This is a genomic window from Salegentibacter salinarum (genome assembly GCF_900168115.1).
GTDB lineage: Bacteria > Bacteroidota > Bacteroidia > Flavobacteriales > Flavobacteriaceae > Salegentibacter > Salegentibacter salinarum.
Genome location: NZ_FUZC01000012.1, coordinates 1 through 20,144 on the forward strand (window position 1 = coordinate 1; position 20,144 = coordinate 20,144).

At 37.6% G+C, this 20,144-nt stretch carries 17 protein-coding genes; 6 read left to right on the forward strand and 11 right to left on the reverse strand.

The window, feature by feature from the left end; translation table 11 throughout:
* Nucleotides 1–4: 4 nt before the first annotated feature.
* Nucleotides 5–1,333, reverse strand: coding sequence for an aldehyde dehydrogenase family protein (locus B5X53_RS13905; RefSeq protein WP_234999247.1), 1,329 nt, complete (start codon nt 1,331–1,333; stop codon nt 5–7).
* A complete protein-coding gene (locus tag B5X53_RS13910) occupies nt 1,330–2,145 on the reverse strand; it encodes an SDR family oxidoreductase (RefSeq protein ID WP_079713830.1) in 816 nt (271 codons plus the stop codon). The genes B5X53_RS13905 and B5X53_RS13910 overlap by 4 nt, the downstream gene beginning before the upstream one ends.
* Nucleotides 2,146–2,249: 104 nt before the next feature.
* Between B5X53_RS13910 and B5X53_RS13915 the strand changes: the two genes are divergently transcribed.
* Genes B5X53_RS13915 through B5X53_RS13935 form a run of 5 tightly spaced genes read left to right on the forward strand, consistent with a single transcriptional unit; the run spans nt 2,250 to nt 7,063 of the window.
* Nucleotides 2,250–3,143, forward strand: a complete 894-nt coding sequence (locus B5X53_RS13915) for a MerR family transcriptional regulator (protein ID WP_079713831.1) — start codon at nt 2,250–2,252, stop codon at nt 3,141–3,143.
* A 2-nt stretch (nt 3,144–3,145) separates the two neighbouring features.
* Nucleotides 3,146–4,606 carry a phytoene desaturase family protein gene (locus tag B5X53_RS13920; RefSeq protein ID WP_079713832.1) on the forward strand — a complete coding sequence of 487 codons (1,461 nt, stop codon included), beginning with the start codon at nt 3,146–3,148 and terminating at the stop codon, nt 4,604–4,606.
* 3 nt (nt 4,607–4,609) lie between these two features.
* The gene (locus B5X53_RS13925; RefSeq protein ID WP_079713833.1) at nt 4,610–5,449 is read left to right on the forward strand and encodes a phytoene/squalene synthase family protein; all 840 of its coding nucleotides are present in this window, start codon (nt 4,610–4,612) and stop codon (nt 5,447–5,449) included.
* Nucleotide 5,450: 1 nt separating this feature from the next.
* Nucleotides 5,451–5,900 (forward strand): sterol desaturase family protein, encoded by a 450-nt coding sequence (locus B5X53_RS13930; RefSeq protein WP_079713834.1) that lies wholly within the window; start codon nt 5,451–5,453, stop codon nt 5,898–5,900.
* Between the two features lie 26 nt (nt 5,901–5,926).
* Nucleotides 5,927–7,063: a lycopene cyclase family protein gene (locus B5X53_RS13935; RefSeq protein WP_079713835.1), complete on the forward strand. Its 1,137-nt coding sequence runs from the start codon at nt 5,927–5,929 to the stop codon at nt 7,061–7,063.
* Between the two features lies 1 nt (nt 7,064).
* Here B5X53_RS13935 and B5X53_RS13940 read toward each other — a convergent pair whose 3' ends face one another.
* From B5X53_RS13940 to B5X53_RS13960, 5 genes are all read right to left on the reverse strand, one after another.
* A complete protein-coding gene (locus tag B5X53_RS13940; protein ID WP_079713836.1) occupies nt 7,065–7,628 on the reverse strand; it encodes a TlpA family protein disulfide reductase in 564 nt (187 codons plus the stop codon).
* A gap of 208 nt (nt 7,629–7,836) precedes the next feature.
* Nucleotides 7,837–10,104 (reverse strand): aconitate hydratase, encoded by a 2,268-nt coding sequence (locus B5X53_RS13945; protein ID WP_079713837.1) that lies wholly within the window; start codon nt 10,102–10,104, stop codon nt 7,837–7,839.
* 567 nt (nt 10,105–10,671) lie between these two features.
* Nucleotides 10,672–11,625, reverse strand: coding sequence for an AAA family ATPase (locus B5X53_RS13950; RefSeq protein WP_079713838.1), 954 nt, complete (start codon nt 11,623–11,625; stop codon nt 10,672–10,674).
* Between the two features lie 9 nt (nt 11,626–11,634).
* Nucleotides 11,635–13,092 carry a peptidylprolyl isomerase gene (locus tag B5X53_RS13955; RefSeq protein WP_079713839.1) on the reverse strand — a complete coding sequence of 486 codons (1,458 nt, stop codon included), beginning with the start codon at nt 13,090–13,092 and terminating at the stop codon, nt 11,635–11,637.
* Nucleotides 13,055–13,921 carry a peptidylprolyl isomerase gene (locus B5X53_RS13960; protein WP_079713840.1) on the reverse strand — a complete coding sequence of 289 codons (867 nt, stop codon included), beginning with the start codon at nt 13,919–13,921 and terminating at the stop codon, nt 13,055–13,057. Before B5X53_RS13960 ends, B5X53_RS13955 begins: the two co-directional genes overlap by 38 nt.
* A gap of 258 nt (nt 13,922–14,179) precedes the next feature.
* Here B5X53_RS13960 and B5X53_RS13965 point away from each other — a divergent pair, with 258 nt between their 5' ends.
* A complete protein-coding gene (locus tag B5X53_RS13965; protein ID WP_079713841.1) occupies nt 14,180–14,713 on the forward strand; it encodes an OmpH/Skp family outer membrane protein in 534 nt (177 codons plus the stop codon).
* Between the two features lie 176 nt (nt 14,714–14,889).
* Here the strand turns inward: B5X53_RS13965 and guaB are convergent, their stop codons facing one another.
* The 4 genes from guaB to B5X53_RS13985 form a co-directional block, all read right to left on the reverse strand.
* Nucleotides 14,890–16,362, reverse strand: a complete 1,473-nt coding sequence (guaB, locus tag B5X53_RS13970) for an IMP dehydrogenase (RefSeq protein ID WP_079713842.1) — start codon at nt 16,360–16,362, stop codon at nt 14,890–14,892.
* A 94-nt stretch (nt 16,363–16,456) separates the two neighbouring features.
* The gene (locus B5X53_RS13975; RefSeq protein WP_079713843.1) at nt 16,457–17,443 is read right to left on the reverse strand and encodes an ABC transporter ATP-binding protein; all 987 of its coding nucleotides are present in this window, start codon (nt 17,441–17,443) and stop codon (nt 16,457–16,459) included.
* A gap of 1 nt (nt 17,444) precedes the next feature.
* Nucleotides 17,445–19,016 carry an ABC transporter permease gene (locus B5X53_RS13980; protein ID WP_317042327.1) on the reverse strand — a complete coding sequence of 524 codons (1,572 nt, stop codon included), beginning with the start codon at nt 19,014–19,016 and terminating at the stop codon, nt 17,445–17,447.
* A 70-nt stretch (nt 19,017–19,086) separates the two neighbouring features.
* Complete coding sequence (locus B5X53_RS13985; protein ID WP_079713845.1) at nt 19,087–20,130, reverse strand: Fe(3+) ABC transporter substrate-binding protein; 1,044 nt, start codon at nt 20,128–20,130, stop codon at nt 19,087–19,089.
* Nucleotides 20,131–20,144: the final 14 nt, after the last annotated feature.

The following is a 20,144-nucleotide window of genomic DNA, read 5'->3' on the forward strand; positions in this document are numbered from 1 at the left end:
TATTTCAATTCACACACAACTTTTGAGAATGATCCGTCACCACTCCCCTTTCGTGCGTAAAAGCCAAAAAACTTTCTATACCGTGATATTTTCCCATTCCGCTGTTTCCTACACCGCCAAATGGCAGTTTATGATTGGCTACATGTAAAAGCGTATCATTAATACAGGCACCACCGGAACTTGTTTCTCGTAAGACTTTTTCTGCACCATTATTTTTTCCGAAATAATATAGCGCCAGCGGTTTTTCATTCCTATTGATATAAGATAAGGCGTCATCTATTTCGTTAAATTCCATCACCGGTAAAATGGGCCCGAAAATTTCTTCCTGCATTATTTCATCTTCAGGCTGTACGTTATTCAAAATTGTAGGAGCAATATATTTTTCTTCTAAGTCTACTTTTCCGCCGTAATAAATATCGCCATCTAAATATTTCATTAAACGATTCATAGCGGTTGGATTTACAATTCGACCATAATGATTGCTATTCGCAATATCCTCTCCCAGCATTTCTTCAAAAGCTTTTAAAATTTCAGCTAATAAATCATTTTTCACCTCTTTATGAACCAGTAAATAATCTGGTGCGATACAGGTTTGTCCCGCATTTATAATTTTACCCCAGGCAATTTTTTTTCCGGCGATTTTCAGATTTGCTTTTTTATCTACAATACAGGGACTTTTACCTCCCAGTTCTAAGACAACTCGACTTAAATGTTCGGCAGCGGCTTTCATTACGATTTTACCAACACCCGGGCTTCCGGTAAAAAACATAACATCAAACGGAAATTTAAACAACTCCTGGTTGGCTTCTTTCCCTCCCTGCACTACCGCGATATATTCAGAAGGAAAATATTCTGAAATCATTTCTTCTATTACTCTGGCAACATTTGGAGTATCTGGCGAGGGTTTTAGAACCGCACAACACCCGGCAGAAATTGCGCCAATTAACGGATTTATAGTAAGCTGAAACGGATAATTCCACGGCGCGATTATCAAACCAATGCCAAGCGGCTCAAAATAGATCCTTGAAAGCGAAGGCTTAATTTGTAACGGTGTGCCTACTTTCTTAGGCTTTGCCCAGTTTTTAAGGTTTTTAATATGATAATTAAGTTCCTCTATGAGCAAACTGGTTTCAGTAAGAAAGGCTTCTTCTTTAGATTTATGCAGGTCTTGCCATAAAGCTTCATTCACTTTATCTTCATACTGCAGAATAGCTTTTTTCAGCGTTTTTAATTGTTGAAGCCTAAATGCTATACTTTTGGTTTTCTGAGAGGCAAAAAAAGCTTTTTGTCCTTTATATATTTCAGAAATTGTACTTGCTGAAGTTTCTATCATAATTTTATTTTTTTCGGCCTGCCTTTAAATTCGTCCATCGTTTTATAAACTCCAATTACCCTTCCTACAAACCAATCGTAAAACCAAATTGGAAAAAGTCCCTGTGAAAATCTTACAAAACGCATACTCCACGGCATGCTTAAATAGCTCTTATTGCTTTCTATAGCCTTAATTATCTTTTTAGCCACCTTATATTGGTCGAGAATAGGAATATTAGATTTCACCCCGTGAAACATTCCGGTATTTATATAATAAGGAGTAACCGTCGTAACGCCAACACCGGTTTTAAGCTGATTCATTTCCAGCCGCAAACTATCAGACCAACCGGTGGCGGCCCATTTGCTGCCGGCGTAAACCGCCATTTTTGGATTAGAAACCAAACCAGCAGAAGAGGTTATATTACAAATATGACCTTTTTTCTTTTTTAACATGCCGGGCAGAAAAGTCAGGGCAAGTTGCATTGGAGCAATTGCATTGACCTTCATTGTCTTTTCTATTTTTTCTGAAGAATTCTCGTGAAAATAACCCCCATAAACAATTCCGGCGTTATTGATTAAAATATCAATTCCGCCAATTTCTTCCTCTACCTGCCTGGCCATTTCCTTTACCCAAACGGAATTGGTAATATCTATGGTATATCCATAAACCTCGCCTAATTCCTCAAATTCATTAAGCGTTTTTTGTAAATTGAGCTTATCAACATCCCAAATAACCAGTTTACCCCCCTGCTTTAATACTTCCCGGCCCATTATTTTTCCTATACCAGATGCACCACCGGTTATAAGAACAAGTTTTGAGGAAATCTTCGTCATAAATTTTAGTGTTTAACTTTTTAACTAAACCATTAAACATTTTAACACTTCCATAAAGTGTTTAATGTTCAATTTTAGTTAGATTTGACTATCTTAAACACAATATGGAACTAATTAAGCAAAATTTCAGTATAAAAGACCTTGAAAATTTAAGCGGAATCAAGGCTCACACCATAAGAATTTGGGAAAAAAGATATAATATTTTAAATCCTGATCGTACTTCTACAAATATAAGGACATACGATAGTTCTAATCTTCAAAAGATCTTAAACGTCGCTTTCTTAAATGAACACGGTTATAAGATCTCCAGGATTTCCAAGCTGAGTGATGAAGAAATTGCTAAAATGGTACGAAGTATTTCTGCAAGCACCAGTAAAGAAAACCGCGCTCAAAATTCATTTAAACTTTCTATGATGAATTTTGATGAAGAGCTTTTTAATACTACCTACGAGACACTGCGAAAGGATAAAAACTTCAGGCAGATCTTTCACCAGGTTTTCCTTCCGCTACTGGAACAAATTGGGATGCTGTGGCAAACTGATACCATTAAGCCAATTCACGAGCATTATATTGTAGATCTCATTAAACAAAAATTATATTTTAATCTTGCCGAAATAAAGAAGGAGATCAAACCTACTTCCGATAAGTTATATGTACTCTTTCTTCCCGAAAATGAAATTCACGATATTGGGATAATTTACCTGTATTATGAACTTCTTTATCACGGGAACCAGGCAATTTATCTGGGGCCCAGTTTACCTTTAACCGATCTTGGCTATCTGTTAGAGCGTCATGATAACCTGAGTTTTGTAAGTTATTTTACCACCGCCCCCGGAGATGTTGAAGATTTTATAAATCAATTTAACGAGGAAGTTTGCGAAAAGAAAACTTACGAGCTGTTGCTTTTTGGACATAAAGTAAGAGAAATTCAGCATAAAGAACTTCCCGCCTTCGTGAAGACCCACACTAACCTAAACCAATTTATAGATAACCTTTAAATATGAAGAAGAAAGTTGCTGTAATTGGTTCCGGATTTGCTTCCCTCGCTGCCGCCTGCTACCTTGCAAGAGATGGCTATAATGTTGAAATATTTGAAAAAAATGCAAATATTGGCGGGCGCGCACGTCAATTAAAAAAAGACGGATTCTGCTTTGACATTGGCCCAACCTGGTACTGGATGCCCGATGTTTTTGAACGCTTTTTCGCCGATTTTGGTAAGCAGCCTTCAGATTATTATGAGCTGAAAAAACTGAGTCCCGCTTATAAAGTTTTCTTCGGAAAAAATGACAGCATTACCATAGAGGACAGTCTGGAGAAAATTTGCGCAGCTTTCGAAACCGAAGAACCCGGAAGTTCAAAAAAGCTGAAGCAATTTATTGAAGAAGCCAAAAACAATTACGATATCGCGATCAAAGATTTGGTTTATCGCCCGGGTGTTTCTCCTTTAGAATTAATAACGCCAACCACCGCAGGGAAAATAGGCCAGTTTTTTAGTACGATTTCAAAAGAAGTCAGGAAAGAATTTACCAACCAGAAACTAATTCAAATTCTTGAATTTCCTGTATTATTTCTTGGTGCTAAAGCCAGTAATACTCCCGCTTTTTACAGTTTTATGAATTATGCCGATTTTGGCCTGGGAACCTGGCATCCTAAAGGCGGAATGTATAAGGTGATTGAAGCTATGGAAACCCTGGCGAATTCACTGGGCGTTAAAATAACTACCAACGCGCCGGTTTCTGAAATTTTTGTTGAAAATAATACCGCAACAGGAATGCAGGTAAACGGCGAAAGAATAGAAGCCGATTATATTCTTAGCGGTGCCGATTATCACCATACCGAAACTTTACTGCCCGAATATAAAAGACAATACAAAGAATCTTACTGGCAAAAGAAAACCTTTGCTCCTTCTGCCCTATTGTTTTTTGCAGGTTTCAACAAAAAATTGGAAAACGTAACCCACCACACTTTATTTTTTGACACCGATTTTGAAAAACACGCCAAAGCAATTTACGACGATGCCGAGTGGCCAGAAAATCCTTTGTTTTATGCGAGTTTTCCTTCAGTAACAGATGATGCTGCAGCGCCAGAAGGAAAAGAAGCTGGTATATTTTTAATTCCGCTGGCACCAGATGTAGAAGATACTCCTGAAATCAGAGAAAATTATTTTCAGAAAATCATAACCCGTTTTGAAAGTCTAACCAACCAAAATGTGACCGATCATCTTCTTTTTAAAGAATCGTTTTGCGTAAAAGATTTTAAAGAAGATTATAACTCTTATAAGGGTAATGCCTATGGACTGGCAAATACACTCTTGCAAACTGCATTTTTAAGACCTAAATTAAAGAGCAAAAAAGTGCACAAATTATTTTTTACCGGGCAGCTAAGTGTTCCCGGTCCCGGGGTACCTCCTTCCCTAATATCAGGAAAGCTCGCTGCGGGATTAATTCAAAAAGAAAATTAAATTATGAAAGCCATTTTTGACAATGTTTCACGGGCTTGTAGTAAAACTGTTACTCACCAATATAGCACCTCGTTCTCTACGGCAACCAGGATGCTCGCGCCCTCTATTCGTCAGGATATTTATAATATCTACGGCTTCGTGCGCTTTGCCGATGAAATTGTAGACACATTTCACGACTATGACAAGGAAAAATTATTTAATGATTTTGAGGTAGATCTTTATAAAGCAATTGAAGATAAAATTAGTTTAAATCCTATTTTAAATGCCTTTCAGGAGACCGTTCACAGATATAAAATAGATGAATCACTTTATCGTGCTTTTATGAAGAGTATGCGCTTAGATTTGCATAAATCTGACTATCTTAGTGTTGCCGAATACAAAGAATATATCTACGGAAGTGCAGATGTTGTAGGCCTTATGTGTTTAAAGGTTTTTGTAAAGGGAGACACAAAAAAATATGAATCCCTGAAGCAATCGGCAATGAGTTTAGGTTCGGCTTTTCAGAAGGTGAATTTTTTAAGAGACCTTAAAGCCGATTTTGAAGATCTTAGCAGAAGTTATTTTCCCGGCACCAATCTTGAACAGTTAGATGAAGCCAGTAAACAAAAGATTATAGCTGAAATTGAAGAAGATTTTAAACACGGCTTAAGCGGGATTTCACACTTACCGGTAGAGGCTAAATTTGGCGTTTATACCGCATATATTTATTATAGAAAATTACTACATAAGCTTAAAAAAGTACCTTCTTTAGAAATTAGGAACAGCAGAGTAAGAGTTCCAGATTATCAAAAAGCAGGACTTTTGGCCAAATCGTATATTTCTTATAGACTAAAACTTATTTAATATGGATATTTTATTATGGATTCTGGTTTTTCTGGGCACCTTTGCAGGAATGGAAGGAATGGCCTGGTTTACCCATAAATATATTATGCATGGCTTACTCTGGAAACTGCACAAAGACCACCACCACAAAAACCACAGCCACTGGTGGGAACGCAACGACCTTTTCTTTATTTTTTATGCGCTGGTTAGTATTGGTTTTTTCCTGCTTTGGCGTTACGAAGATGTTTGGATTGGTTTACCCATTGGGTTAGGAATTTTAGCTTACGGAATCACTTATTTTACGGTTCACGATATTTTTATCCACCAGCGTTTTAAGGTTTTTAGAAACGCTAATAATAGCTATGCGAAAGGAATTAGAAGGGCACATAAGATGCACCACAAACATCTTGGTAAAGATGATGGCGAATGTTTTGGAATGTTATTCGTACCTTTCAAATACTTTAAAAAATAAAATGATAATGCTGCGTTAGTAATTCTATGCTAGGTCCCGTATATTTCTATGTTATTATTGGTGGAGGACTTGCAGGCCTTCAATTAGCCCGGCAACTTAGCCGGGATGTTTTTTTTAAAGGAAAAAAGATTGCCATAATAGATTCTGATTTTTCTCTGCCGGTTAAAACCTGGTGTTTTTGGGAAAAAGGAGCCGGCAAATGGGATCATCTACTTACCCAATCCTGGAATAAAGGAAAATTTATAACTTCTGAAGAAAATATAGATTTACAACTCTCTCCTTATTCGTATAAGATGATAAAAGCAGCAGATTATCATCAAAAATTGCAGGAAGAAATAGAAGAATCTGGCGACATAGAATTTATTACCGATGAAATTCAGAAAATTGATCCGGTGACTATGAAGGCCAAAGGTCGAAAAAAATCTTACGGTGCTACCCATTTTTTTGATAGCCGGATAGATCCTTCTTACCTCGAGAGTAAAAAACACACTACTATTTTTCAACATTTTAAAGGCTGGGAAGTAGAAACCGAAAAACCCATTTTTACCCCCGATTCTTTTACGATGATGGATTACCGGATTAAGTATCCCGAAGCTACTGCTTTCACTTATATTCTGCCCTTTACCGAGAAAAAAGCTTTAGTTGAATATACTTTTTTCTCTCCCTTTTTAACTGAAGATAAAGTCTATGATGAAATGCTTCAGAAATATTTTGAAAAAGTTTTAAAAACAAAAGAATTCACGGTTAAAAGCACTGAAACCGGCGTAATCCCAATGACCGATTTCCCATTTAATAAGGCAAATACAAAGCAAATTACCAAAATTGGCACCGGTGGTGGCTGGGTTAAACCTTCTACCGGTTATTCGTTTAAAAACACAGAAAAACGCATAAACCGAATTATTAAAAATATTAAAAGCGGAAAATTACCTGGAGAAAACTTAATCAATGAGAAATTCAGAAAATATGATGCTATTTTCCTGGATGTACTTGCCCAGAATAATCAAAAAGGAGAAGAGATTTTTACCAAATTCTACACTAAAAATTCCCCGCAGGATTTTTTTAAATACCTGGATGAAGAAACTTCAGTTTCAGAAGATTTAAAGATTATGTTTACGCTTTACAGCTTTGATTTTGTAAAATCATTTTTTAGGAAAACCTTTTAAGTTAATCGGTTAAAAGCTGACTTAATAAGTTTCTAAAATTCTGGCTATTCCAGTCGGCAGCGCCTTTTTTATCAACTACAATGGTTCCGTTTTTATCAATTACATAAGTAGAAGGCAACGTATAACCATCCAAAGGTTTTGGGTCTTCAGAGAGCATCCTGTAACTGGAGAAGTTGTAACCTTTACGCTTCAGGAAGTTGTTGGTAGTTTCGTGATCTTCGCCAGAGATAAAATAGAATTCTACATCGTCTTTATAATCGGTATAAAGTTCCTGGAAACTCGGCATTTCAGCAATACAGGGTGGGCACCAGGTAGCCCAGTAATTTACGATTATCACTTTTCCCTTAGATTCAGCAAAATCAACTCTTTTTCCATCTTTTGTTTCCAGTGTCCAGTTATAAGTTTCCAGTTCTTTCCTGTCTGCTTCATCTGTAACCGAAGGGCTAAATGCAAAAATCTTATTGACAACAATTTGAATGGGCTTCCGGGTTTGTGGGATAATCATCACCAGGATAATTACAATAAAAATAATGTTAGTCCATTGATTCTTGAAAAGCTTCTTCATTGCCGAATTTTAATACTTAGACGTAAATAACAAAGGTACTTAACATCTGAATTTAAGCCATAAAAAAGAGGCTGATTAATTACCTTCGCTCCGTCATTCTGAACTTATTTCAGAATCTTAGATTCTTTGAAGTTAGACCCTGAAAAAGTTCAGGGTGACGTTTGCAAAAAAAATAATCAGCCTCTTAAAATTTATAAGCCAATCTTAATTAAGCGGCGTTTTGCTTCTTAATCAAGTTTAAAGCAGAACCATGCTTATACCATTCAATTTGAGGTTGGTTATAAGTATGGTTTGTTTTAATAGTATCTTTACTACCATCAGCATGTACAATCTCTACGGTGATTTGCTTGTCTGGAGCAAAATCTTCAAGATCTATAAAGTTAAAGGTATCGTCTTCCTGGATAAGGTCGTAATCGGCCTCATTATCAAAAGTCAATCCTAACATACCTTGTTTTTTAAGGTTGGTTTCGTGAATACGGGCAAAAGATTTTACCAATACCACTTTCACTCCAAGGTGACGAGGCTCCATAGCCGCGTGCTCTCTTGAAGAACCTTCCCCATAGTTATGATCTCCCACCACTACGGTTGGAACGCCTTCTTTCTTATAGGCACGTTGTACAGCAGGCACACCATCGTACTCACCGTTAAGCTGATTTTTTACAAAGTTTGTCTTTTTATTATAAGCGTTAATCGCTCCAATAAGACAGTTATTAGAAATATTATCTAAGTGACCTCTGTAACGCAACCACGGTCCTGCCATAGAAATATGGTCTGTAGTACATTTTCCAAAAGCTTTAATTAGCAATTTAGCCCCCATAAGGTTTTTACCATCCCAGGGCTCAAACGGAGTTAATAACTGTAGTCTTTCACTGTCTTCAGCTACTTTTACAACTACAGAACTTCCATCTTCATTTGGTGGTACATACCCATCTTCTTCCACAGCAAAACCATCAGAAGGTAATTCGATTCCTGTTGGTTCGTCTAACATCACTTCTTCCCCATCTTCATTGATAAGCTTATCCCGAGTTGGATCAAAATCCAATCGACCTGAAATTGCAATTGCAGCAACCATTTCAGGAGAACCAACAAAGGCGTGGGTATTTGGGTTACCATCAGCTCTTTTTGAGAAGTTTCGGTTAAAAGAATGTACAATAGTGTTTTTCTCATCACCTTTTCTATCACTTCGATCCCACTGCCCAATACAAGGTCCGCAAGCATTAGTGAAAATTGTAGCATCAAGATCTTCAAAAATCTTTAGCAAACCGTCACGTTCTGCAGTAAACCTAATTTGTTCAGATCCCGGGTTAATACCAAAATCAGATTTTGCTTTTACTTTCTTATCTACAGCCTGTTTTGCGATAGATGCGGCACGGGTTAAATCTTCGTAAGAAGAGTTGGTACAGGATCCTATTAATCCCCAGTCTACATTAATTGGCCAGTCGTTTTCTTTTGCTTTAACACCCATTTCAGAAATAGGAGTTGCTAAATCTGGAGTAAACGGTCCATTAAGGTGAGGCTTTAATTCAGAAAGATTAATTTCAATTACTTCGTCAAAATATTGTTCAGGATTTGCATAAACCTCATCATCTCCTGTTAAGTGTTCTTTAATCTCATTGGCTGCGTCTGCAACTTCAGTACGAGCTGTAGCACGCAGGTAACGGTCCATAGACTCATCGTATCCAAAAGTTGAAGTGGTTGCACCAACTTCAGCTCCCATATTACAAATAGTTCCTTTACCGGTAGCTGACATAGAGCGGGCTCCTTCGCCAAAATATTCTATAATTGCTCCGGTTCCACCTTTTACGGTAAGAATTCCGGCAACTTTTAAAATTACATCTTTTGCAGCGGTCCATCCGGAAAGGCTTCCGGTTAATTTAACGCCAATAAGTTTTGGAAATTTAAGCTCCCATGGCATTCCGGCCATAACGTCTACCGCATCAGCACCACCAACACCAATCGCAACCATTCCAAGTCCGCCGGCATTTACTGTGTGAGAATCGGTACCAATCATCATTCCTCCGGGAAATGCATAGTTTTCTAATACTACCTGGTGAATAATACCTGCACCCGGTCTCCAAAAACCAATTCCGTATTTATTAGAAACAGATTCAAGGAAATCAAAAACTTCACTACTTGATTTATTGGCAGCTTGTAAATCTATTGCCGCTCCCATTTTGGCCTGGATAAGGTGATCACAATGCACTGTAGTTGGAACTGCAACTTGTTTTTTCCCGGCTTGCATAAATTGAAGCAAAGCCATTTGGGCAGTTGCATCCTGGCAGGCAATCCTGTCAGGCGCAAATTCTACATAGTCTTTTCCTCTTTGGTAAGCCTCTTTGGCCGAACCATCCCATAAATGCGAATAAAGGATTTTTTCTGAAAGGGTTAAAGGTTTTCCAACCACCTCGCGTGCAGTATTCACACGTTCGGCCATTTGGCTGTACACCTTCTTGATCATATCAATATCGTATGCCATATTATTATATATTTAGTTCTAAAAAAGTCTAGCAAATTTAAGGATTTCGAGTGGATTTTGAAAATAAGAAGTGATTATCAAAATTTAATGAAAATAATTTTATATTTCACAATTTATGATGACTTAAATTCAACTAAGGATAATATTAGGGTTGAATATTATGAATTCCGTAAATTAAGATAACTGAATTATCAAAAATTTAATTACGATCCTTGAAGAATCTAAAATTTAAACCCATTCTTGATAAGAAACCACGTTTTAGAGCTTATTAAATTTCTAAACATATTATTTTGAAGATGAATTAATTTTTTTCTTCGGAATAAATAACAGGGGCAAAAAAGGGAATGAAGAACATAGAAAGAATCAAAAGGTTTTATCCTTGAGTTTTTGTTCGATCATATATCTACAAGAATAATTAACCAAAATATAAACAGAATTGCTACCGCTGTCCAGTTTACCAAAGTACTTGTTTTTTCACGTACGTCTAAAATATTGGAAAAAAAAAATCTCTCCCCCATAAAAATATAGAAAAGCACACTTAATAAAACCCGGTCTAAGTTTTAACCATTAATAGAGGTCCCTGATAATTTTTTCTTCTGAAATCCCTTCGGCTTCAGCTTTGTAGTTTTTAATAATTCTGTGGCGTAGTATTCCAATGGCTACCGCCTTTACATCTTCAATATCTGGAGAGAATTTTCCGTTAACCGCTGCGTGAGATTTAGCGGCAAGAATTAAGTTTTGCGAAGCTCTAGGTCCTGCACCCCAATCGAGGTAATTCTTCACAAATTCTGGTGCTTCAGCAGAAGCCGGCCTGGTTTTTCCCACCAGCCTAACGGCGTATTCCACCACATTATCAGCAACAGGAATTCTTCTAATTAATTGCTGAATTTCCACGATTTCTGCCGCAGAAAATAAAGCATTTATCTTTTGAGTTTTATCTGAAGTTGTGCTTTTCACCACATCTACTTCTTCCTGAAAACTTGGATATTCCAGTAAAATGGAAAACATAAACCGGTCTAACTGAGCTTCGGGCAAAGGATAGGTCCCTTCCTGCTCAATGGGGTTTTGGGTAGCCAGTACAAAATAAGGATTAGCCAGTTTATAATTGTGCCCTGCTACAGTAACCGATCTTTCCTGCATAGCTTCTAATAAAGCGGCCTGGGTTTTAGGCGGAGTTCTATTAATTTCGTCGGCAAGGACGATATTTGAAAAAACCGGGCCTTTTATAAATTTAAAGGTCCTATTTTCGTCCAGGATTTCTGCACCCAAAATATCGCTGGGCATTAGATCTGGAGTAAATTGTATTCTTTTAAAATCGAGGCCTAAAGCCTGGGAAATGGTATTGACCATTAAGGTTTTGGCCAAACCTGGAACCCCAACCAGCAACGAATGCCCTCCTGAAAAAACCGAAAGCAGGATCTGGTCTATAACCACATCCTGCCCGACTATTATTTTGGCAATTTCTTTCTTTAGATCCCGGTGTTTAACTACCAGTTTTTCTACTAGAGCAACGTCTGACATTTATAAAATCTAATTTTTTAACCAGTTACTGCTATACTCACAGTCTTTAAACTTTCCGTTTACTTTAATATAAGTGTCGCCTATTTTCTCTTTCTGCCACTCTTCTATAGCTTCTAACTGTTTGTCGCGTAATGCAAGCTCTTTGATCTTTGTAAAATCTGTAGCGTAATTGGCTTCGTGCTCAGCAATTCTTTTATTCACTTTTATCAATTTAAAAAACGGACGCCCGGTTCTATCCTGATCACGCATTCTTAAAGAAAGTTCACCTTCCTGTAGATCTCCAACTTCATCATACAATTTTGGGTCTATCTTAGAAAGTTCAAAACGGGTATCACCGGTTCTTGGGTTAATCAGTTTCCCACCATCTGATCTTGTTTCTTCTTCATCAGAAAATTCACGGGCAGCTTCAGCAAAATCCAGAACTCCTTCGTCTATTCTTTTTCTAATGCTATCTACTTTCGCTTTAGCTTCTTCAACAGAAGCATTGGTAACATCGGGGATAAGTAGAATATGTCTTAAATCTACCTTTTGCCCTCTAATTCTATCTACCTGTATAATATGATAGCCAAATTCCGTTTCAAAAGGTTCGCTCACTTCCCCGCCCTGAAGGCTAAAGGCTACATCTTTAAATTCCTTTACAAAATTATCTTTTCTTGAAAGAGAAATTCTACCACCATCCCTGGCACTTCCTGGATCTTGAGAATACAAAACCGCTTTGGTTGCAAAACTAGCATCATTATCTAAAACATCCGCCCTGAAATCTTTTAAACGATCTATTACTTTTTGCTTTTCACTTTCAGGAATTTCAGGCTCTACTACAATTTGAGAAAGCTCTACTTCCTCTCCAAAAACCGGCAATTCATCTTCGGGAAGACTTTCGTAATAGGCTCTTACTTCTTCCGGAGTAATTTCTACAGTTTCAACAATTTTTTGCTGCATCCTGTTGGCAAGTTGACGCTCTTTATTAAGCTCGAATAATTCACTTCTAAATTCAGCTTCATCTTCTTTATTATAAAATTCCAGGACTTTCTCCATAGAACCTACTTGGCGCACCATTTCAGAAATTTGCTGATCGATATAACTATTCACCTCAGCATCCATCACAATAATACTATCCTGAATGGCGTGGTGAGCATAGAGTTTGTTTTCCATAAGAGAACCTGCCAGCTGGCAATCGGTCACATCTGCAGTAGACATTCCCTGGCTTTGCATATCCTTGTACATCATATCTACATCGCTGTCCAGAATAATGTAATCACCAATTACGGCAGCAATTCCGTCTACTTTGCGGCGCTCTGAGTTATTGGTTTCGGTAACGGTATTTTGCGCGATCTCATCCTCTGGTTGAATTGAGGTACTATCGGTTACAATCACATCTTGTGAATACCCGGTAAAGCCCAGTAAAACGGCCAAAAGAAAGCCGATATTTTTAATTATAGATTTCAAATTGTTCATTTTTAATTGCATCTTTTGTAATATCTTTTTCCAGTTCTTTTATTAAATTTCTTTTTCGCTTATTAAGCAAAATCTTTTCTATGGTAGGCTCTGCGTACTCAAATGGAGCGTCCTGACCATGTTCTAATACGTCATTTACATAGATCAAATATACACCTAATGAATCTTCTACCTGAAAAAAATTAGATTTGTTTAATAGATTATCCCTATTATTAGATGATAACGCAGGGATTTTATCGTAAACCGTCTTTATCTTCACCCAAACCGAATCGTTTAAAGAGTAATTTTTAAACTGAAGCGATAATTTATCAAGTTCTTCTTTGTCCTCTTCATTAAATCGTGTGAGATAAGATTTTATTTCATCTATATTGGTGTTATTTTCTTCCAGGCTTACATACCTCAATTTCAATAAATCTTCAGTAAGCTTAAAATTTCCTATGTTTTCTTCAAAATAGATTTTTTTTTCTTCCTTCGTTAAACTACTGTCTAACTGCCGGCCCACTACCGCATCTTTATAGGCACTTGTATAAAGTTCATTTTTATAGTTTTCTATAAGATCTCTAAACTCTCTTTGCTGACTTTCAGGAAGGTTTAATTGAGCCCGGTCTATAAGCAATTGCTGTGTTGCCCAACGTGTAATATAATTAGATACAATAAGACTGCTATCTTCTATAGACGTATTCTCGTTAATTAAAGCGTTTATATCTTCTTCATACAAGTAAGAATCATTGACCCTTACTATCACCTTACGCTCTTCTTCTTTTTCAAAAAATGTACAACCAGCGAGCAAAACAGCGGCTATTAAAGAAATTATAAAAAACGATGATACCTTCAAATTCATTAAGTTGAGATAGCAATTTACATACCATTTTCAAAAGACTAACAGCCTGTTATTTGCGCGTAGGCAAAAATAAGAATTCCTGTAGGTTCTACAAGCTTATGGCTAAACGATTCTAAGCCTCTTAAAATTATAATTTTAAATTGAATTAATGTGTTAATTTGAAGATCAGCCAAAAGTATTATCTCGGCACAATACTTTTAAGAGATTTTGTATGAATAATTAAAAGCTGCTATTATATTTGCCTAAAACAATATTATTATGACACGCAGCAGTTTATTAATTGCTTTTTTATGTTTTAGCGTTTTTGTTAGCGCACAAACAAAAGTAGGAACCATAGATACCGATTACATCCTTTCACAAATGCCCGAAATGGAAGAGGTAAATGAAGGCTTACAAGCCTACGATCAGCAATTGCAACAGGATTTCCAGGGGAGTGTAAAAAAATATGACACCCTGGTAAAAAGCTACCAGGCAAATACCGAAACCCTGGCCGATGAAGCCCGCCAACAGAGTGAATCTGAAATTATTGAACTGGAAAACCAGATTAAGCAATTTAGGCAAAGAGCGCAGGTAATGATGCAAATGCGCAGAAACGAACTTACCGATCCGCTTTATGAAAAGATTGATGTCGCAATGCGCGCCGTAATCCAGGAAGAAGGTTTTACACAAATTCTTCACGCAGGTGGAAACAGTCTTGCTTTTTCTGCTGAAGAATATGATATTACGGAAAAAGTAATGAATAAAATGGGAATTGAAATTCCTGCTCCTTCTGAAGTAGAGGAGGAAGAATAAACTTTAATATCTATCGAAGTTTAAGTTTGAAAAGTTTTATTTATTCAAGCTATCCTGAACCTTCGGGATTCTAACATAATTAAATTATCCACGTCTTAAATTCGGGATGACGTATTAAAAAAAACCTCACAAATTTCAAAATCTGTGAGGTCTTTTAATTTATAGGGTAAAAAAATTTACCTACTGTAATTAGGAGATTCGTTAGTAATAGTTACATCGTGCGGATGGCTCTCGTGAATTCCTGAAGCGGTAATTTTCACAAACTTTGCATTTTCCTTTAGCGTGGGAATATCTTTAGCGCCGCAATAGCCCATTCCTGCTTTTAGGCCACCAACAAATTGATGAATACTTTCTTCCAACTCTCCTTTATAAGGAACCCGACCAACAATACCTTCCGGTACCAGTTTCTTGATATCATCTTCCACATCCTGGAAATAACGGTCTTTAGAGCCTTTTTGCATAGCTTCTACCGATCCCATTCCGCGATAAGATTTGAATTTTCTTCCTTCATAAATAATGGTTTCTCCCGGAGATTCTTTTGTTCCGGCCAATAATGAGCCAAGCATGACACAGTCGGCTCCTGCAGCTAAAGCTTTTGGAATGTCACCGGTATATCTAATTCCGCCATCGGCAATTACTGGAACGCCGGTTCCTTTTAGTGCTGCTGCAACTTCAAGAACTGCGGAAAATTGAGGAAAACCAACTCCCGCCACAACTCGTGTGGTACAAATAGATCCGGGACCAATTCCTACTTTCACTGCATCTGCTCCTGCTTCAGCTAAATATTTAGCAGCTTCAGCAGTAGCAATATTCCCTACTACAACTTCCAGATCAGGAAATTTTGCTTTTACATCTTTCAAAACAGAAACTACGCCTCTGGTATGCCCGTGGGCGGTATCAATAATAATCGCATCTACACCTGCGTTTACTAAAGCCTCAGCACGATCTACCGCGTCAGCAGTTACGCCAATGGCTGCGGCTACACGAAGTCTTCCGAAGCTATCTTTATTTGCATTAGGCTTTTGGGTAAGTTTTGTGATATCCCTAAAAGTAATAAGCCCAACAAGTTTGTTATCCTTATTAACCACAGGAAGTTTCTCAATTTTATTTTCCTGTAAAATATCTTCTGCCTGGTCAAGGGAAGTACCTTCGGCAACTGTTACCAGGTTCTCTGAAGTCATCACCTCAGCAATCGGCCTGCTATTATTTTTCTCAAATCTAAGGTCCCTGTTTGTAACAATTCCCAGCAATTTGCCATCATCATCTACAATTGGGATTCCTCCAATACTATGTTCGCGCATATTTGCTTTTGCATCACTGACAGATGCTGTAATAGGTAAAGTAACTGGATCTATAATCATTCCGCTTTCGGCACGTTTTACTTTACGAACTTTAAGTGCCTGCTGCTCGGCAGTCATATTCTTATGCAAAACACCAATTCCTCCTTCACGGGCCATAGCAATAGCCATTCTGGATTCGGTAACCGTATCCATCGCGGCCGAAATTATGGGCACGTTTATAGAAATATTTTTTGTGAATTTTGTACGAATACTTACTTCTCGAGGTAGTACTTCAGAGTAAGCGGGAACAAGCAATACATCGTCGTAAGTAAGGCCCTCTCCTAAGATTTTGGAATCGTGTGCGATCATAGCAATTAAAGATTTAATTGCGTGCAAATATAAGCTTTTTATAGCAAAAACAGGCTTAAAAGCTATTAGTTATCAGAAAATTACTTCGGAAGGTTTAACCGGCAAATTCCAGTACATCAGTAGAGTTAAAACCAATTTTTATCTTATCGGCCACATTGGTGTCTTTAGTTACTACTGAAATTTGATGCCCGTTATCCAGTTTCAGCAGCAAATGGGTGCCATTTCCCATAAAGGTTTTCTTTAATACCCGTGCGTGGGTTACATATTCGCATTCCTCGTTAATACTAAGGTTTTCGTTGCGAATGGCGTGGCTACATTTTGGATTTAAGGGACAATCAAATGCGGTTTGTAATTCTTTATTCAGCTGAATGGTATTTCCGAAGAGCGAAGCCACATAAACCGAATTTGGCTTGATATATAAATTTGAAGCCTGGTCTTTTTGAATCACTTTTCCATGCTGAAGAATAAGAATTTCATCGGCTACAGAAAGTGCATCCTGGGTATCGTGGGTTACAAAAATTGCAGTTACGCCGGTTTTCTTAATAACTTCAAACACCTGGCTACGTAGCTGCATTCTAAGCATTGCATCCAGGTTACTAAAAGGTTCATCTAAAATCAGCAAAGAAGGATTTGGGGCCAAAGCCCGGGCCAATGCCACTCGCTGCTGCTGCCCGCCAGAAAGTTGATGGGGATAGCGTTTTTCGAGTCCACTAAGTCCGACCAGCTCTAGCATTTCCAATGCACGTTCTTTTTTATTTTTAAGTTTAGAAATTCCGTAGGTAACATTTTTAAGCAGATTAAAATGCGGAAATAAAGCATATTCCTGGAAAACCAAACCTATTTTTCGTTTTTCTGGCGGAACAAGTTTTTTTACAGAAGAAAGTTCTTTGTTATTGAGAATAATGCTACCGTGATCGGGGCGTTCCAGGCCGGCGATTAGCCTGACCAGGGTGGTTTTTCCACTTCCGCTTTCACCCACAATGGCGCAAACATCTCCTTCCTCTAAATTAAAGGAAACCTCATCTAAGGCAAAAGTTTTGCCTTTATCGAAGCTTTTAGAAATAGAATTTACGCTTAGCATTTTATTCTTTTATCAATAATTTGTTTAAAAATATCACGGGAATGGTAGCCGTGAAGATAATAAATAAAGAAGGAATTGCAGCTTCCATTACCATTTCGTCACTCGCATACTCAAAAGCTTTCACGGCGAGAGTGTTAATATGAAATGGTTTTAAAATTAAGGTTAATGGTAATTCTTTTAAAACATCTATAAATACAAGGATCACCGCGCTTAAAATTCCGGTTTTTATCAAAGGAAATTCAATTTTAAAAAAGGTTTTAAAATTCCCTACTCCCAGCATTTTAGAAGAATCAGGAATACTATTACTTACTTTTAAAGCCGTGGATTCTATAGGATTATAAGCTACCGCTAAAAATCTAACACTATATGCATAAACCAGTGCGACTAGCGTCCCATTAAATAAAAAGCCCGTTTCTACACCAAAAACCGAATCCATGGTGTTGATAAACCACTTATCAAAAGCCAGGGTTGGAATCATAATCCCAATAGCCACCACCGCCCCGGGAATGGCATAACCTAATATCCCTAACCTTGAGATACTTTTAATTCCGTTTATACTACTCCATTTCGCAAAATATATAAGTAAAGTTGCAAAAAGAACAGTTACTAAAGAAGTGACTAAAGCAATTCCAAAACTTTGCAGGGAGAGCATAATAAAATCGAGATCAAACACTTTTTCAGCGGTTAAAAACGCCCAATAGATCAGTTGTCCCACGGGGATAAAAAAGCCCAAGATGACAGGGATTAAAACCAAGAGAAACTTTAACCATTGCATGGGTTTGGTTCCTAACTTTCTGTGGGTACGGCCGGAGGCTTTGTTTCCGGTAAACCGGATGTTTTTACGCTGCCATTTTTCGAATAAAATAAGGGCAAAAACAATAAAAATAAGTAATGCCGAAAGATAGACCGCGGTTTCCGGTTCTTCCAGAGAAAACCAAGCCCTGAAAATTCCGGTGGTAAAGGTATTCACCCCAAAATATTGAGCAGCGCCATAATCGTTTAAAACTTCCATTAAGACCAGGATGAGTCCGGCGATAATTGCCGGCCTTGCCAGGGGTAACATCAACCGGAAAAAAGATTTAAATTCTCCTACTCCAAGCATTGTAGAAGCTTCGAGAAGATTTCCTGCCTGATTTAAAAAGAATGCACGGGAACTTACATATACATAAGGAAAAAGTGAAATACTAAGTACAAAAGCCAATCCGAATTTATTCATAATATCTATCCGAATAAATTCGAGGTTTAATCCTCTTAAAATAAGTTCCAGGCTTCCGCCATAATCGAAAACTCCAGCGTAAGCATAAGCCACGATGTAAGAAGGAATAGTCAATGGAAGAATAAGCAACCATTCCAGCTGCTTTCTAAATGGGAATTCAAACCGGGCCACCAACCAGGCGGTGCCGACTCCCATAATAAGTACTAATAAGCTACAGAAAAAAATGAGAAAAAAGGAATTTCCAATATAATCTACCAAAAGGTTATCTACCAGATGCCCCCAGGTCTCCCCGGGTCCTGCCAGTAATTTTACGGCAATGGCGATAACCGGTAGGGCAATAAAAAGAACGATGGCCAATGTAAATATTGACCATCGATTTGTATCTCTTTTAAGTCGCCGTAACCTTGATTTTATCGAAAATATATCACTACTTCCAGCCTGCTTCATCAAATAGCATTACTGCTTTTTTATTATTCTCTCCCAGTGTAGATAGATTAAGTGTGTCTTCTTTAAATTCTCCCCATTCCTGGAGTAAATTTGCAGGAGCTACATCTTCGTTCACCGGATATTCATAATTGGAATGCGCGAATATTTTCTGAGCTTCTTCAGAAATTAAAAATTCAATAAACTTGATCGCGTTTTCTTTATTAGGAGCGTGTTTTGCAACGCCGGCACCACTAACATTTATATGGGTACCACGACCATCCTGATTGGGAAAGAAAAGTTCAATATTTTCTCCCGCCTTTACTTCTTCAGGATCTTCAGAATTTAGCATTTTTCCGATGTAATAAGTGTTCACCACGGCAAGATCACCTTCCCCCGCAACCACGGCTTTTACCTGGTCACGATCGTTTCCTTTGGGTGCCCGTGCCATATTTTCTACGACTGCTTCTGCCCATTTTTTAGCTTCTTCTTCCCCGTTATGAACCATAATAGAAGCCATTAACGATTGGTTATAGATATTTCCCGAAGAACGAATCAATAATTTATCGTTCCATTTATCTGAAGCCAGATCTTCGTAAGTAGATAATTCACTTTCGTCTACCCTATCCTTTGCATAAGTAATAACCCGGGCTCTTTTTGTAAGTCCGAACCAATGATTATCGGCATCCTTAAGGTGAGAGGGAATTGTTTCTTCAAGAATATCTGAAGATACGGCTTGCAAAAGATCACTGCTTTTAGCTCTTTCTAATCTCCCGGCATCAACCGTTATTAAAACATCTGCAGGAGACTGTTCCCCTTCCATTCTCATTTTTTGAATAAGTTCATCGGCGCTAGCGTTAATCACGTTTACGGTAATTCCGGTTTCCTCTTCAAACATTTTAAACAATTCCTGATCAGATTCGTAATGCCTGTGGGTATAAACATTTACTTCTTCTGAAGTTTTAATTTCTGCCTCATCTTTCTTATCAGAATCTTTACAAGACATTAGCAAAATAATACTGAAAATGGCAACTATTAATTTTTTCATTTTAATCACTTTTA

Bases quoted from the DNA above. Each gene is read 5' to 3' on its own strand.
- B5X53_RS13930 (WP_079713834.1), top strand. From the start codon at position 5,451: ATGGATATTTTATTATGGATTCTGGTTTTTCTGGGCACCTTTGCAGGA.
- guaB (WP_079713842.1), bottom strand. From the start codon at position 16,362: ATGATCGCACACGATTCCAAAATCTTAGGAGAGGGCCTTACTTACGAC.
- B5X53_RS13940 (WP_079713836.1), bottom strand. From the start codon at position 7,628: ATGAAGAAGCTTTTCAAGAATCAATGGACTAACATTATTTTTATTGTA.
- B5X53_RS13950 (WP_079713838.1), bottom strand. From the start codon at position 11,625: ATGTCAGACGTTGCTCTAGTAGAAAAACTGGTAGTTAAACACCGGGAT.
- B5X53_RS13925 (WP_079713833.1), top strand. From the start codon at position 4,610: ATGAAAGCCATTTTTGACAATGTTTCACGGGCTTGTAGTAAAACTGTT.
- B5X53_RS13985 (WP_079713845.1), bottom strand. From the start codon at position 20,130: ATGAAAAAATTAATAGTTGCCATTTTCAGTATTATTTTGCTAATGTCT.
- B5X53_RS13960 (WP_079713840.1), bottom strand. From the start codon at position 13,921: ATGAATTTGAAGGTATCATCGTTTTTTATAATTTCTTTAATAGCCGCT.
- B5X53_RS13910 (WP_079713830.1), bottom strand. From the start codon at position 2,145: ATGACGAAGATTTCCTCAAAACTTGTTCTTATAACCGGTGGTGCATCT.
- B5X53_RS13945 (WP_079713837.1), bottom strand. From the start codon at position 10,104: ATGGCATACGATATTGATATGATCAAGAAGGTGTACAGCCAAATGGCC.
- B5X53_RS13935 (WP_079713835.1), top strand. From the start codon at position 5,927: ATGCTAGGTCCCGTATATTTCTATGTTATTATTGGTGGAGGACTTGCA.
- B5X53_RS13915 (WP_079713831.1), top strand. From the start codon at position 2,250: ATGGAACTAATTAAGCAAAATTTCAGTATAAAAGACCTTGAAAATTTA.
- B5X53_RS13920 (WP_079713832.1), top strand. From the start codon at position 3,146: ATGAAGAAGAAAGTTGCTGTAATTGGTTCCGGATTTGCTTCCCTCGCT.
- B5X53_RS13905 (WP_234999247.1), bottom strand. From the start codon at position 1,333: ATGATAGAAACTTCAGCAAGTACAATTTCTGAAATATATAAAGGACAA.
- B5X53_RS13955 (WP_079713839.1), bottom strand. From the start codon at position 13,092: ATGCAATTAAAAATGAACAATTTGAAATCTATAATTAAAAATATCGGC.
- B5X53_RS13965 (WP_079713841.1), top strand. From the start codon at position 14,180: ATGACACGCAGCAGTTTATTAATTGCTTTTTTATGTTTTAGCGTTTTT.
- B5X53_RS13975 (WP_079713843.1), bottom strand. From the start codon at position 17,443: ATGCTAAGCGTAAATTCTATTTCTAAAAGCTTCGATAAAGGCAAAACT.